Consider the following 14,497-nt stretch of genomic DNA (forward strand, 5'->3'; position numbering starts at 1 on the left):
GGGGCAGACTGACTGCATGGAGTACTGCGTCTTCACGGAACCGCAAGAGGGCTTCGGCTATCGGGACCAACTGGCCCTCGCCCAGCGCGCGGAGGAGCTCGGTTTCGACGGGTTCTTCCGCTCCGACCATTACATGCGGATGGCCCCCGGCGACCCGCTGCCCGGACCGACGGATGCCTGGACGACCCTCGCGGGCCTCGCGCGGGAGACCTCCCGCATCCGCCTCGGTACGCTCGTCTCCTCCGTCACCTACCGCGTGCCGGGCGTCCTCGCCGTCCAGGTGGCGCAGGTCGACGACATGAGCGACGGCCGCGTCGAGTTGGGCCTCGGCACCGGCTGGTTCGCAGAAGAACATGCCGCGTACGGCATCCCGTTCCCCGAGAAGCGGTTCGGGCTGCTCGAGGAGCAGCTCGAGATCCTCACCGGGATGTGGCAGACCCCCGTCGGCGAGACGTTCTCCTTCCGCGGCGAGCATTACCGGCTCGACGAGAGCCCCGCGCTCCCGAAGCCGGTGCAGGAGCGCGTGCCGGTGATCGTGGGCGGCGGCGGACCTCGGCGCACGCCGGCCATCGCCGCGCGATACGCGAGCGAGTTCAACATCGGCTTCGCGACCGACGAGGTGATCGCAGAGAAGTTCCGCACCGTGCGCGCCGCCTGCGAGAGCATCGGACGCGACCCGGGAAGCCTGAAGCTCTCGGTCGCCCTGCCGACCATCGTCGGACGCACCACCGCCGAACGCGAACGACGCGCTGCCGCGATCGGCACGGACGCGGCGGGCTTCGACAACGGAGCGAACATCATCGGCGATCCGGCCGCCGTTCTCGAGCGGGTCGAGCGACTGCGCGCGCTGGGCGCGGATCGCGTCTACTTCCAGCTCATGGACATGCGCGACCTCGAGCACCTCGACCTGCTCGGCACCGAGGCGCTCCCTCACCTGCCGCGCTGAGGGTGGCGCCCGCGCGGGTCGCCACCCTCGGCGCGGCTCAGCTCAGCTCAGCTGCGCAGCGAAGAAGTCCCACATGATCGCGTTCGCGTCGACGAGGTCGGTGGTCGCGCCGAGCACCGACGCGTAGCCGGCCTGCGTCTCGAGCGCGTGACCGGGCCAGGTGTGTCCCATGCCGTCCACCACGTACGACACCACGGGCCCGTCTCCGCACTGGGTGTATGTCGTGACACTCACACCCGCGGTCGGCGATTCGACGCCCGGCTCGCCGCATCCGTCGATCGCAGCCCAACGCTCGACGGCCGTCTGCACGCCGTACTGCCAATAGCCCGCGCCGCCGCCGTCATAGGGGTTGATGGGGTCAGCAGTACCGGCGAAGCTCAGCACCGGAGTACCCGCGGCGGGATCGCACGTCGCGGGATCCGGCGCCCAGCTGCCATCGCTCTGCTGCTGCGGCACTCCTGCGCGCAGCCCATCGACGGGAGCGATCGCGTCGAACAGGCCCGGCCGTTCGCATGCGGTCGCCGAGATCATGCGACCGCCGCCCGAGTAGCCCGTCGCGAACACGGTGTCCACGCATCCCTCCGTCTTCACCCGGTCGACCAGATCGGCGAGGAAGCTCACGTCGTCGGCGCTCTCGGTCGGCGCGCCGACCTCGGCCGTCGTCACCACGCCCGGCACGTTCCACGCCCAGAGGCCATCGGCGTTGCCCGGCACCGACCCCTGAGGCACGACCAGGACGAAGCCCTCCTCGGCCGCGGTCCGTTCCAGCTCGCTGACGCCCAGGATCAGATCGACGTTGTTGTTGGAGCCGTGCAGCGCGAACACCGCGGCCGCAGGGTCCGCCCCCTCGGGCATGAACACCGAGACGTGGCGCTCGGCACCCTCGAACGTGTAGTCCAGGTCGGTGCGGCCGGGCTCCCACGCCGGCGCACAGGACGCCGACGGGGTCGGTGCGGCTTGTGGTTCGGCATCGGCGGCGCATCCGGCCGCGGCGAGCGCGGCCACCGCGACGGCGGTCACCGCCAGGCCGCGACGCAGTGACGTGCGGTTCTCGGTCATGGAGTCTCCCTCTCTTCGGTGATGACGGAGGCCGGGGTGACAACAAAAAAGACCCGGAGCACGACGATGCGTATCGTCGGTCTCCAGGTCTTGCCCTTGCGGTAACAACCCCGTACCCGTGCCTCTGCGACGAGGCCACTCGAGCGTAGCGCGGTGCGAGACCGCGTCAGCGACGGGCTGTGAAGAACTCCTGGAGCTGCGCGGATGCGGCCTGCTCCGCCACTCCGCCGATGACCTCGACGCGATAAGGCAGGCGGCGGTCGCGCAGGAGGTCGTACATGGATCCCGCGGCTCCCGCCTTGTCATCCCACGCGCCGAACACGACGCGACCCATGCGAGCCTGCAGGATCGCACCCGCGCACATGACGCAGGGCTCCAGCGTGACCACGAGGGTGCAGCCGCTGAGGTTCCAGGACCCCGTGGATGCGGCCGCCCGACGCAGCGCGACGACTTCGGCATGGGCGGTGGGGTCCCCGGTGAGTTCGCGCTCGTTGCGCCCCTCGGCGATCGTCCGTCCCTCGGCATCGAGCACGACCGCACCGACCGGGACGTCGCCGTCCGCCGAGGCGTGCTGCGCCAGCTCCAGCGCACGCGCCATGGCGGCGTCGTCGGCGGGTCGGGTGGGCAGATTCACCCGGCCAGACTAGCTCCGCGGCCCGCATCCGCGTGACGTAATCTGGACCCATGCGCCTGCACGTCGCCGACCACCCGCTCATCACGCACAAGCTCACGGTGCTGCGCGACAAGAACACCCCCTCCCCGGTGTTCCGTCAGCTGACGGAGGAGCTGCTGACCCTCCTCGCGTACGAGGCGACGCGCAACGTCCGGGTCGAGGAGCTCGAGATCGAGACCCCGGTGACCTCGACGACGGGCGTGCGGATCTCCGAACCGCGCCCCCTGGTCGTTCCGATCCTGCGCGCGGGCCTCGGCATGCTCGACGGCATGGTGAAGCTGCTGCCCACGGCGGAGATCGGCTTTCTCGGCATGGCGCGCAACGAGGAGACCCTGCAGCCGTACACCTACGCGGAGCGCCTGCCCGACGACCTCAGCGACCGCCAGTGCTTCGTGCTCGACCCGATGCTCGCCACCGGCGGATCGCTGGGCGCAGCGATCGACTTCCTCTTCGCCCGCGGCGCGCAGGACGTCACCGCGATCTGCATCCTCGGAGCACCCGAGGGCGTCGCGAAGATCGAGGAACTCGTCGGCGACCGCGATGTGACCCTCGTGCTCGGTGCGCTCGATGAGCGCCTGAACGAGAAGGGCTACATCGTGCCCGGTCTCGGCGACGCGGGCGACCGCCTCTACGGCACGGTCTGACCCCGACTCAGAGCCACTTCTTCTTGCGGAAGATCACCCAGAGGGCGACCGCGAAGACCCCCATGCCGCCGACGGCGAGCGGGTAGCCGTACTCCCAGTGCAGCTCGGGCATGTTCTCGAAGTTCATGCCGTAGATGCCGGCGATGAGCCCCGGCGCGAAGATGATCGCCGCCCACGACGAGATCTTCTTGATCTCGTCGTTCTGCGCGAGGTTGGCCTCGGTCTGACGGCGGGCGACGAGGGCGGAGTGCACCGTCAGCGCCTTATCGAGCAGCGCCCGGAACCCGTCAATGCGGTCCGCGATGCGGATGACGTGGTCGAGCACGTCACGAAGGTTGCGCTGCACCTCGAGGTCGACGTCGTACTTCTCGTAACCGCGACGCAGCCATTCCAGCATCCCGGCCATCGGCTGCACGGCACGCCCGAAGCTGATGACCTCGCCGAAGAGCTCGTAGATGCGACGTGAGAGCGCGTCGTCGTCGCTGTCGCCGAAGAGCTGATCCTCGATCTCGTCGATGTCGTTCTCGATACCGGCGACGACCGGTTCGTACTCGTCGACCACGCGGTCGAGGATCGCGTAGAGCACGGCCTCCGGCCCCAGCTCCAGCAGCTCCGGCTGGCGCTCGAGCCGCTGTCGGACGGCCGCGAGGTTCGGCGACTCGGCGTGACGGATGGTCACCACGAAGCGGGGTCCCACGAACAGGTGCAGCTCACCGAAGTCGACGTGCTCGAGCTCGTCGTCGTAGTGCGCCGGACGCAGCACGACGAACAGGGTGTCGCCGTACCGTTCCACCTTGGAGCGCTGGTGTCCTTGGAGGGCGTCCTCGACCGCCAGGGGATGCAGGCCGAACTCGCCCGCGACGCTTGCGAGCTCGGCGGGGCCGGGCCGATACATCCCGATCCAGGCGAAGCCGTCGTGGGCGTCGAGCAGTTCGTAGGTCTCGTCGAGGCTGCGCGGGGTCTCCACGCGGTGCCCCTGGACGTAAATGGCGTTGTCGATCAGAGTCATCGGATTCTCCGGTGGTGCGGGCGCTGCGAGGCGCCAGAGGATGGGGTTCCGGGCTCGCCATGGCGCGGCCACCGGATCCCTTCTCTACCGGAGGGATGCGGCGGTGTGCGCCGTGGCGCACGAACTATCGCCGGCCATGGCCATCACCGCCTCTCTGTCTTCTCGGGTGGTCGTCTCGGCTGGGACTTCTCCCGCACGGGAGATGCCCGTGCTCCGCCCGCTCAGCGGGCCCGGGCGATCATACCTCTCCCGGATGACCGATTCTCACCCCTGTCGCCGTGACCGACGACGGCTCGTCCTCACCGACCAGCCGGGCGAACGCGCTCAGTCGCGCCACTCCCTCGGGGGTGCGCGGCAGGTCGTCGAGCAGGTCGGGCGAGAAGACGACGTACGCGGCGAACTGCGCGCGAGAGACGGCCACATTCAGCCGGTTCTGCAGGAGCAGGAATTCCAGCCCGCGCGGAGCCTCGCGGCCCGAGGACGCGGCGAGCGACACGATCGCGACGACCGCTTCCTGACCCTGGAACTTGTCCACCGTGCCCACCCGGACACCGGTGAGACCCGCCGCCTCCAGCGCGTTCTCCACCTCCACCTGCTGACCGTTGTAGGGCGTCACGACGATGACGTCCGCGGCGGTGAGCGGCCGCGCGACCACCTCACCGTCGTCCTGGCACGTCCAGGTGCGACCGATCATGTCGCGGACGATGCGCACCACCTCCGCCGCCTCCTCGGGCGAGGCGACCGCGTTGCCCGCGTGCACCACCGGAACCGGGTGCACGCCCGGTTCCACCCCGTCCAGCGTGCGGGTGGCGGTCACGGGCGCGGACGCGAGTTCGCCGTCGTAGGAGAGCTCGGACACCGCGCTCGCGAGTGCGGGATGCATCCGCCACGTGTGCGAGAGGAAGTAGCCGTGGGATGCGGGCAGCACCGCCTGCCCGTCCATGACCCACCCCAGCGCTGACTCGTCGACCGGCTCGGGATGCGTGCCCTGACTGACCTGCGGCAGCTGCTGCGGGTCGCCGAGCAGCAGCAGGCGACGCGCTGCCCGGGACACGGCGATCGTCGAGGCGAGGGAGAACTGACCCGCCTCGTCGATCACGAGCAGATCGAGGCTGCGACGGGGAACGCGTCCGGCGTGGCTGAAGTCCCACGCGGTCCCGCCGACGACGAAGCCGCCGGGTCGGTCCTCGGTGAACGCCGCGAGCGCGTTCTTCTCGAACACCGTGAACGACACGGCATCCGCCTGGCTCGGGTCTTTGAGCGCCTTGCCGACGAGGTTCGAGGGGAGTCCTGCAGCCACGATCCGATCCAGCATGTGCTCCACGACGGCGTGCGACTGCGCGACGACACCCACGCGGAAGCCGCGCTCGGCCACGAGACGCGCGACGACATGGGAGCCCACGTAGGTCTTTCCCGTGCCCGGAGGACCCTGGACGGCGAGATAACTGTCGTCGAGATCGACGACGCTGCGAACGATGGCCGCGACGTCGTCACCGGTCGAGGGCGTCAGCGCGTCCGTCGTGGTGCGCGGAGCGACGCGGCGCAGGATGTCGGTGGCCGCGTCGAGCGGGAAGTGCGGATCAGCGTCGATCAGGGTGTCGGCCCACGCGTCGATCGCCGCCTGCTGGTTACCGGCTGCGGGGGGAGCTGCCGGCGCGAGGGCGATGGGCAGATCCGCCCACGTCTCGCCGTCGGCGGCGAGTTCCTCGACAACGGCGCCGTCATCCAGCGCCTCGACGATGCGCACCGCACGCGCCGCATGGATCCACCGCGGGGATGCCTCACCGAACGGCGCCGGAGTGGCGTACACGAGGAAGGGCTGGGTGCCGACGCTCAGCCGCGTGCCCGGCGCGGGATCGCCCCGCAGCTCGAGGCGGCGACGCAGGGCGCGCTGACGCCCTTGCCCCGGCTGCCAATCGTCCACCACACGCGTGCGTGCGCCGTCGAGCACGACGACGTCGCGGGTGTCCTCCCACAACGACACCGGCTCGCGGAGCCGGAGGAAGTGCGAGGCCCAGAAGGTCTTCGCCTCGCGCGGGTAGTAGTCGATCGCCGCGGCGCCGAGGCGCAGGGCCGCCGCATCCGACTCGTCGTTGGTGACGGCCGCGCGGCGCTGGAGGGCGACGGAGCGGAACGACGGCTCGTAGACGTCCTCACCCACGACGGGATCCGCCGAGGGGAAGAGCTGGGCCTCGCGCGCGCGGTCGACGAGCCAATCCCGCAGGCGGAGCGTCGAGACGCAGTCGTCACGGTTGTACTCGGCCAGATCGTCGAGCACGAGCTGAGCTTGATCGCTCCGCCCCGCCTCGAGCAGCGCCCGCGCCTCGACGTAGCGCACGATCGAGTCGTCGCCGCGCTGCACGTCGCTCGTGCGGCGCTGGGCGCCCATGTACAGCGGCTCGAGCTTCTTGATGGAGTACGACCGCGACCCGACCCGCAGCGCCCGCCGGACGATCGGATACAGGTCGACGAAGACGCCGTCGCGCAGCAGACGGTCGACCTCGGCCTCGCGGGTGCCGTGACGCGCAGCCATCGCCAGCAGGTGCGTCGGCTCGTAGGGCGCGTAGTGGTAGATGTGCATGCCCGGATGCGCGCGGCGACGCAGATCGACGAAGTCGATGAACGTCTCGAGGGCCGCCTTCTCGTCGGTGAACGAGTGCGCCCACAGCGCCGAGTACTGCTGCTCGGGATCGATCCATCCGAACAGGTAGTCGATCCCCCAGTCACCGGCCCCTTCGGTGTACAGCGGGTCGCCCTCGAAATCGAAGAAGAGATCGCCCGCATCGCGTCGCGGCAGGGCGGCGAGCGCCTGCGGCAGCACGACCTCGTAGCGCGGCACGGCGTCGGCGGGGACCGTGCCGTCGGGTCCGGGCACTCCCGTCGGACTCTCCAACTGCAGACGGGCCTGCGTCCGCAGCGACGTGAAGACGTCGTCGCTCATGCGCTCCGGCGCTGCCTCGGCTCCGGCCAACTCGTCGATCGTCGTGATGCCGGCGGCGCGCAGACGCTCGCGCTGCACGGGACGCATCCCGGCGACGAGCAGCAGGTCGCGGTGCGCGGCCACCTCCGTCTCGCACGTCGCACACCGCCCGCACGCCACGACACGCAGCGCTCCGCGGCTGTCCGCCCACGCGATCGGCTCGCCGGCGGCGCCCGCGGTCAGGTCGCGGTCGGCGATGAGCGCGCGCAGGCGCGCGCGACGCTGCCGGTACACCGGAAGCAGATCGCGCACCCGGTGGGTGCTGACCGAACCGTCGCCCAGCAGCAGCTCCACACGGTCGGCTCGGGGGACCCCCGCAGCGTCGAGCTGATCGACGTATGCCGCCAGCTGCATCAACGCCGTCACGCGCGCGTGACGGGCAAGTTTGGTGTCCTGCACGATCCACGCGCCGTCGTCCGCACGCACCAGGAAGTCGGCGAAGCCCACGAACTCACCGGTGCGGAATGCCGCCTGATAGACGACGTGGGCATCCGGATCTGCAAGAGCGGCGAGGGTCGCGGCGACCGCATCCGTCATCGCCGTCTCATCGCCCGACCGGGTCTCGGGGATCTCGACGACCGCGTCGCCGAACTCGTCGCGGTAGCGCTGCAGCACGGCCAGCTCGTGCCGCGTGCCGAGCCTGGCCGCCCGCTCGAGCATGACGTCTTCGGGTTCGATGACCGCGGGGATGCGGCCCAGCCGCGCATCCAGCTGGCGCAACCACGCGAACTCGCACTCCGCGGCGGCCTTGAGGTCGCTCGCGCTCCACACCACGCGCCCGCTGTCGGACCCCGCAGGCTCGATGTATCGCATTCGCTCCCTTTCCCTCATCGACCCTAGTTGCGGCCGCCGACAGCGCCTCCCCGGCGACACAACCCCGTTCTGCGCGCCCGTACGGGTGCCAGACTGGACCCGTGAGCACGCACCTGCCCTTCACGAGCCCCTACCGGCACGGCTTCGCCCGTGTCGCCGCCGTCACGATCCCGGTCAGTGTGGCCGACCCCGCGACGAACGCGGAGGCCGTGCTCGCCGAGGCGCGCGCCTGCCATGACGACGGTGTCGCCGTCGCACTCTTCCCGGAGCTGGCCCTCAGCGGCTACGCGATCGATGATCTCGTGCTGCAGGACCCGCTGCTGGATGCGGTGGCCGCCGCCATCGAGCGGATCGTCGCCGCATCCGTCGACCTCCGCCCCGTGCTGGCCGTCGGCGCGCCGCTGCGCCACGGCAACCGTCTCTACAACTGCGCGGTCGTGATCCACCGCGGCGAGATCCTCGGCGTCGCCCCGAAGTCGATGCTCCCCACCTACCGCGAGTTCTACGAGCGCCGCTGGTACGCCCCCGGCGACGACCAGCGCGGCGGCGACATCCGCATCGGCGACCTCTACGCTCCCTTCGGGCCGGACCTGCTGTTCGAGGCGCTGGACGTGGATGGGCTCGTCGTGCACGCCGAGGTCTGCGAGGACATGTGGGTTCCTGTACCGCCCTCGTCCGAGGCTGCGCTCGCGGGGGCCACGGTACTGCTGAACCTCAGCGGCAGCCCGATCACGATCGCCCGCGCCGACGACCGGAAGCTGCTCTCGCAGTCCCAGTCGCTGCGCTGCCTCGCCGCCTACGCCTATGCCGCGGCGGGCCAGGGCGAGTCGACGAACGACGTCTCGTGGGACGGCCAGACCATGATCTACGAAGGCGGTCAGCTGCTCGTCGAGACGGATCGGTTCCCGGACGCGGCCCGCCGCAGCGTCGCCGACGTCGACCTGGACCGCCTGCGCCAGGACCGCCTGCGCCAGGGCACCTTCGACGACAACCGCCGCTCACTCGCGGAGCGCGTGGGGGCGTTCCGCACGATCCACTTCCGCCTGGACCCGCCCGCCGATCTCACCGGGCTGCGCCGCCCGGTCGCGCGATTCCCCTTCGTCCCCGCCGACCCCGCCCGCCTCGCGCAGGACTGCTACGAGGCCTTCAGCATCCAGGTCTCCGGACTCGAACAGCGGATGCGGGCGATCGGCTCCCCGCGCCCGGTGATCGGCGTCTCGGGGGGCCTCGACTCCACCCATGCGCTCCTGGTCGTCGCCCGCGCGATGGACCGGATGGGGCGCCCGCGCAGTGAGATCCTCGCGTACACGATGCCCGGCTTCGCGACCGGCGACGGCACCAAGTCCAACGCGATCGAACTCGCCGAGGCGATCGGCGCGACGATCGAAACGATCGACATCCGTCCCGCCGCCACCGAGATCCTGCGCGGGATCGGCCACCCGGCCGCCGACGGCGAGCGGCTCTACGACGTCACGTACGAGAACGTGCAGGCGGGGGTCCGCACCGACCTGCTGTTCCGCCTCGCGAACCGCCACGGCGGCATCGTCATCGGAACCTCCGACCTCTCCGAGCTGGCGCTCGGCTGGGCCACGTACGGCGTAGGCGACCAGATGAGTCACTACGCCGTCAACGCCGGGGTCCCCAAGACGCTGATCCAGCACCTCATCCGATGGGTGATCGCAGACGGCGTCGGCATCGACGGGCGCACCGCCGCCGTGCTGCAGGCGGTCCTGGACACCGAGATCAGCCCCGAGCTCGTCCCCGCGGGCGAGGACGGCAAGGTGCAGTCGACCGAGGACGCCATCGGCCCGTACGCCCTCCACGACTTCACGCTGTTCCACATCCTGCGTTTCGGGATGCGGCCGTCGAAGATCGCGTATCTCGCCGAGGTGGCCTTCGCCGACGCGGAGGCGGGGCTCTGGCCGGCCGGGTTCCCCGACGACGAGCGGTACGCCTACGACCGCGAGACGATCGTGCGGTGGCTGCGGGTGTTCCTCAGGCGCTACTTCGGCTTCGCCCAGTTCAAGCGCACCGCGATCCCCAACGGCCCGAAGGTCTCCCCCGCGGGATCGTTGTCGCCGCGTGGGGACTGGCGGGCACCGAGCGACGGGAACGCCGCCGCGTGGCTCAGCGAGCTGGACGCTGCCCTGGAGGCCTGAACGCACCCGGGCCGATCAGCCCTCGTCGCGGGCCCAGGCGAGCGTGATCACGAAGGCGTTCCGGGACAGATCCTGGATCGTGTAGCTCGTCGGCCGATCCCGCACCCATCCGCGGTGGCCGCCCTGATCGAGCTTCACGGACGTGGCCGACAGCCGCGGTCCGCGCCCGTCGGCGGCGAGCACCGCCTGTGCCCGGCTCCAGTGGGTGAGCAGATCCAGGTCGGTCGCGCCCTCCCACAGCTGGCTCTGCGCCCGCATCACCGCGCGGGTGTGCGTGTCGGGATGCAGGTCGCGCAGGTCGATCCCCACACGGACGCCCGGCTCGCTCACCGCGACGACATTGGCCGCCCGGTACTCAGCGACGGTCACGACGAGATCGAGCTCCTCGCCCTCCAGCGAGGCGATCAGACGCGTGTGGTGGCCGAAAGTCGTTGGGGCTTCGCGTTCGATGCGTACGGCGGCCGGGTCGACACCGAGTCGCGCACCGATGATCGCCCGGGCGAGCAGACGCTTACGGTCGTGCGCAGTGACCGAGGGGTCCCATCCGAGTCGAGCGTCGATTCCCGCCGGGGTGTCGAGAACGACCGATTCCATCGCTGCCTCCCGAGATCGCGGGCACAGCCGTCTGCGCCCTGTCTTCGACCCTAGCCCGGGCACGCCGCGCCACCACCGGGCGATCCCGGAAGTAATGGGAATGGGCGGCGGCATCCCCGTCTTGTTCATAGGGAGTGCGCGCACACTGACCGTGCGCAGCAGCGACGAAAGGACATCATGACCCGCATCGGACGCAGCGACCTCGACGTCTTCGGCCTCTCTCTCGGCGGCAACGTGTTCGGCTGGACGGCCGACCGCGACGCCTCCTTCGAGATCCTCGACACATTCCACGACGGCGGCGGCAATTTCATCGACACCGCCGACGCCTACAGCGCGTGGGTGCCGGGAAACAGGGGAGGAGAGAGCGAGACGCTCATCGGCGAGTGGCTGGCCGCACGCAAGCCCCGCGACATCGTCATCGCCACCAAGGTGAGCCAGCACCCGGAGTTCCGCGGCTTGTCCGCGAAGAACATCCGTGCGGCGGCGGAGGCATCGCTGAAGCGACTCGGCGTCGACACGATCGACCTGTACTACGCCCACTTCGACGACCCCGACACGCCGCTGGAGGAGACGGTCGCCGCGTTCACCGATCTGGTGAACGACGGCCTCATCCGCTACACGGCCGTCTCCAACTACTCGGGCGACCGCATCCGGCAGTGGATCGAGCTCGCGCAGGCCGCGGGCGGCCCGCTCCCGATCGCCGTGCAGCCGCACTACAACCTGGTGCACCGCAATGAGGTGGAGGAGCACATCATCCCGGTCGCCGAGGAGTTCGACCTCGCTCTCGTGCCCTACTACGGGTTGGCGTCGGGCTTCCTGACGGGCAAGTACCGTTCGGCGGATGCGGCCGGTGCCGGTTCCCCCCGCGCCGAGGGCGCCGCCAAGTACGCGACACCGCAGGGACTCGCGATCATCGACGCCCTCGAGCGCATCGGCGGCGAGCACGGCGTGTCCATCGCGGCGACGGCCCTCGCCTGGCTCCGTCAGCGGCCCGCCGTCGTGGCGCCCATCGCGAGCGCTTCTCGCGCGTCGCAGGTCCCCGACCTGCTGACGAGTGTCGGCGTCGAGCTGACCAGCGAGCAGATCGCGGAGCTGGACCGCCTGTCCACGTGGCAGCCCGCCTCCTGAGCACATCTGACGAGCCCGCGACGACCACGATCGTCGCGGGCTCGTCTACGCTCGCAGGGTGAGTCTTTTCGGTTCCGGTCCCAGCGACGACCAGGGCAAGCCCTCCGCCACCCGCATCGGCATCTGGATCGCCGTCGCCGGAGTCGGCCTCTTCTTCCTCATCTCGGGCATCATCGGCATCGTCAGCGGGGGCGGCAACTGATGCGTCTGCTGGTCGCGGCGCTCGAGAGCGAGGTCGTCGCCTTCCCCGCGGAACTCGACGGCTTCGACCGGCTCATCACCGGCCCCGGCAAGCTGCCCGCCGCCGTCAACCTCACGCGCGCGCTCAGCGCCGGCGACTACGAGGAGATCGTCGTGGTCGGCACCGCCGGCTGCATCGATCCGCTGCTGCAGGGGGATCTGCACGAGATCGCCGGCGCCATCCAGCACGATGTGACGGACCCCGACGGCGTCGTCGGTCAGCACCTGTCGCTTCCCCCGCGGGTCGGCCACGACCGCGAGGGTGTCGTCATCGCGACCGGCGACTCCTTCGTGGACGATGCCGAGACCGTGAAGCTCATCCGATCGCTGGGTGCGGGCCTCGTCGACATGGAGACGTACGCGTACTTCTGGGTGGCCGCCGAGTTCGGTGTGCCCATCCGCGTTCTCAAGGCGGTCTCCGACAACGCCCAGGACGATGCGATGACCGACTGGGATGCGGCCGTCACCGCCTGCAGCCACATCCTGCGCGAGCGCATCCGCGCCGACTACGGGGTCTGATCCCGGGTCAGGATGCCGCGTCGGCGACCTTCTGGGACCGGCGCCTCGCGCCGAGGTCTGCCACGGCGATGACGAAGGCGACCGCGAGGAACAGTGCAACGGTCACCATCCCGAAGCCGTACGCGTCGTGGAACACGACCGCATCCTCGGCCGAGTGGCCGTCTTCGCGGTAGACCGTCGCGTAGAAGAGCGCGAGCGCGACCGCCGTCCCCACCGCGGTGCCGATGCGCTGGCCGAGCTGTCCGACCGAGCCCGCGAGCCCACCCTCGCGTACGGGGATGTCGGCGAGGGTGAGGGTCTGGTTCGGCGAGACCACCAGGCCGCCCCCGATGCCGCCGAGAAGCATGGCACCCGCCATGACGAACGGCGTGACGGAGTCGGGGACGTAGAGCGCGGTGGCCACGAGACCGGCGACGCAGACCAGCATCAACCCGAGTCCCACGACCACGACGGGCCTGCCGAACCGCACGACGAGCGAGCCTCCGATGTACGAGGAGACCGCGCTGGCCAGCGCGAACCCGATCGTGACCATGCCCGCGAAGACGGGCTCGATGTGCAGACCGCTCTGCAGATAGAGAGTGGTCATGAGGAACATCGACGGCACCGCGGCGAAGTACGTCGTCTGCAGGAGCGTGCCGTTGCGGTACGAGCCGATCCGGAAGAGCTTCAGCGGGATGAGCGGCTGCTTGCCGATGCGCGTGTAACGCTGCTCCCACGCCACGAACCCGGCGGCGAAGAGCACGAACAGCACGAGCAGCCACCACCGTCGCGGGTCGTCCCCCGGCGCGCCGGTGGTGAACAGGAACGGCCACATGAGCGAGACCACGGTGAGGGCGAACAGGATGACGCCGACCGGGTCGAGAGCGAGCTTGCGGTGCGAGCGGGTTCGTGTGGCCGGCAGAAGCAGAGCCGCCAGCAGGATGGCGATCAGCCCCAGCGGCAGGTTCATCCAGAAGATCCACCGCCACCCGTCCTGAGGACCGCCCAGAGCGATGAGCAGACCACCGAGGGTCGGCCCGAACGCCGTCGCCACGCCGATCGTGGCCCCGAACAGCCCGAAGGCGCGGCCGCGCTCCTTGCCCTGGAAGAGCTGCTGGATGAGCCCGAGCACCTGCGGCATCTGGATGCCGGCAGCCGCACCCTGCAGGAGGCGCGCGACGAGGAGCACCGTGGAGTTCGGCGCGAGCGCGCAGACGACGCTCATCGCGGTGAACAGCGTGAGCCCGATCAGGAACAGAGCGCGGCGCGAGCGCTGATCGCCGATGCGTCCCATCGGCACGAGGAACAGACCGAAGGTGAGGACGTAACCGGAGACGATGAGCTGCAGCTCGGTCGCGCCAGCGGAGAAGGCCGTCTCGATCGACGGCAGGGCCACATTGACCTTGGACAGGTCGAGGATCGTGAGACCCGCGACGGCGACGCACACCCAGAAGGCGCGCCAGCGCGCGGCCGAACTCAGCGGGATGTCGGTCGTGACCGGGTGCGCGGCGGATGCGCCGTCGGCCGCCACGCTCATTCCCCGCTGCGGCTGAAGGCCGAGCGCAGCACGAGGAAGACGACGAGCGCGACAACGGCGACGATGACGAGCTTGAAGACGAAGGCGATCACCGAGAACAGCAGGTTGACGAGGAACCAGCCGATCACGATCGACGCGATGACGGCCAGTACCGTCCACAGGGTGTTCTTGCTCACGCTTCCACTTTAGGCGCGGGCGCGGACCCGGGGTCCCGGCT

At 70.2% G+C, this 14,497-nt stretch carries 13 protein-coding genes; 6 read left to right on the forward strand and 7 right to left on the reverse strand.

Annotated features, from left to right (window positions below; genetic code table 11):
- The first annotated feature begins 16 nt into the window (after positions 1-16).
- On the forward strand, positions 17-946 hold the full coding sequence (locus EHF32_RS09435) for an LLM class F420-dependent oxidoreductase (protein ID WP_137417938.1): 930 nt from the start codon (positions 17-19) through the stop codon (positions 944-946).
- A gap of 42 nt (positions 947-988) precedes the next feature.
- Here the strand turns inward: EHF32_RS09435 and EHF32_RS09440 are convergent, their stop codons facing one another.
- Both EHF32_RS09440 and tadA read right to left on the reverse strand, forming a co-directional pair.
- A complete protein-coding gene (locus EHF32_RS09440) occupies positions 989-2,005 on the reverse strand; it encodes an alpha/beta hydrolase family esterase (protein WP_137417939.1) in 1,017 nt (338 codons plus the stop codon).
- 166 nt (positions 2,006-2,171) lie between these two features.
- Positions 2,172-2,603, reverse strand: a complete 432-nt coding sequence (tadA, locus tag EHF32_RS09445; RefSeq protein ID WP_137419196.1) for a tRNA adenosine(34) deaminase TadA — start codon at positions 2,601-2,603, stop codon at positions 2,172-2,174.
- Positions 2,604-2,689: 86 nt separating this feature from the next.
- Here tadA and upp point away from each other — a divergent pair, with 86 nt between their 5' ends.
- Positions 2,690-3,322, forward strand: a complete 633-nt coding sequence (upp, locus tag EHF32_RS09450; protein ID WP_137417940.1) for a uracil phosphoribosyltransferase — start codon at positions 2,690-2,692, stop codon at positions 3,320-3,322.
- 7 nt (positions 3,323-3,329) lie between these two features.
- Here upp and EHF32_RS09455 read toward each other — a convergent pair whose 3' ends face one another.
- Positions 3,330-4,331 carry a magnesium and cobalt transport protein CorA gene (locus EHF32_RS09455; RefSeq protein WP_137417941.1) on the reverse strand — a complete coding sequence of 334 codons (1,002 nt, stop codon included), beginning with the start codon at positions 4,329-4,331 and terminating at the stop codon, positions 3,330-3,332.
- A 238-nt stretch (positions 4,332-4,569) separates the two neighbouring features.
- Entirely contained in the window at positions 4,570-8,124 is a 3,555-nt protein-coding gene (locus EHF32_RS09460) for a TM0106 family RecB-like putative nuclease (RefSeq protein ID WP_137417942.1), read from the reverse strand.
- A 101-nt stretch (positions 8,125-8,225) separates the two neighbouring features.
- Here EHF32_RS09460 and EHF32_RS09465 point away from each other — a divergent pair, with 101 nt between their 5' ends.
- The gene (locus tag EHF32_RS09465) at positions 8,226-10,283 is read left to right on the forward strand and encodes an NAD(+) synthase (RefSeq protein ID WP_137417943.1); all 2,058 of its coding nucleotides are present in this window, start codon (positions 8,226-8,228) and stop codon (positions 10,281-10,283) included.
- Positions 10,284-10,298: 15 nt separating this feature from the next.
- On the opposite strand, the gene EHF32_RS09470 is transcribed toward EHF32_RS09465, so the two are convergent.
- Positions 10,299-10,877 (reverse strand): hypothetical protein, encoded by a 579-nt coding sequence (locus EHF32_RS09470; RefSeq protein ID WP_137417944.1) that lies wholly within the window; start codon positions 10,875-10,877, stop codon positions 10,299-10,301.
- Positions 10,878-11,054: 177 nt separating this feature from the next.
- Between EHF32_RS09470 and EHF32_RS09475 the strand changes: the two genes are divergently transcribed.
- From EHF32_RS09475 to EHF32_RS09480, 3 genes are read left to right on the forward strand one after another with little or no spacing between them, the layout of a single operon-like run.
- Positions 11,055-12,005: an aldo/keto reductase gene (locus EHF32_RS09475; protein WP_137417945.1), complete on the forward strand. Its 951-nt coding sequence runs from the start codon at positions 11,055-11,057 to the stop codon at positions 12,003-12,005.
- A gap of 58 nt (positions 12,006-12,063) precedes the next feature.
- A complete protein-coding gene (locus EHF32_RS15735; RefSeq protein WP_161594077.1) occupies positions 12,064-12,207 on the forward strand; it encodes a hypothetical protein in 144 nt (47 codons plus the stop codon).
- The gene (locus EHF32_RS09480; protein WP_137417946.1) at positions 12,207-12,764 is read left to right on the forward strand and encodes a phosphorylase family protein; all 558 of its coding nucleotides are present in this window, start codon (positions 12,207-12,209) and stop codon (positions 12,762-12,764) included. Before EHF32_RS15735 ends, EHF32_RS09480 begins: the two co-directional genes overlap by 1 nt.
- 7 nt (positions 12,765-12,771) lie before the next feature.
- On the opposite strand, the gene EHF32_RS09485 is transcribed toward EHF32_RS09480, so the two are convergent.
- A complete protein-coding gene (locus EHF32_RS09485; RefSeq protein WP_137417947.1) occupies positions 12,772-14,280 on the reverse strand; it encodes an MFS transporter in 1,509 nt (502 codons plus the stop codon).
- A complete protein-coding gene (locus EHF32_RS09490) occupies positions 14,277-14,456 on the reverse strand; it encodes a hypothetical protein (protein WP_137417948.1) in 180 nt (59 codons plus the stop codon). Before EHF32_RS09490 ends, EHF32_RS09485 begins: the two co-directional genes overlap by 4 nt.
- Between the last annotated feature and the right edge of the window lie 41 nt (positions 14,457-14,497).

The organism is Microbacterium sp. RG1, assembly GCF_005347485.1.
Classification (GTDB): Bacteria; Actinomycetota; Actinomycetes; order Actinomycetales; family Microbacteriaceae; genus Microbacterium; species Microbacterium binotii_A.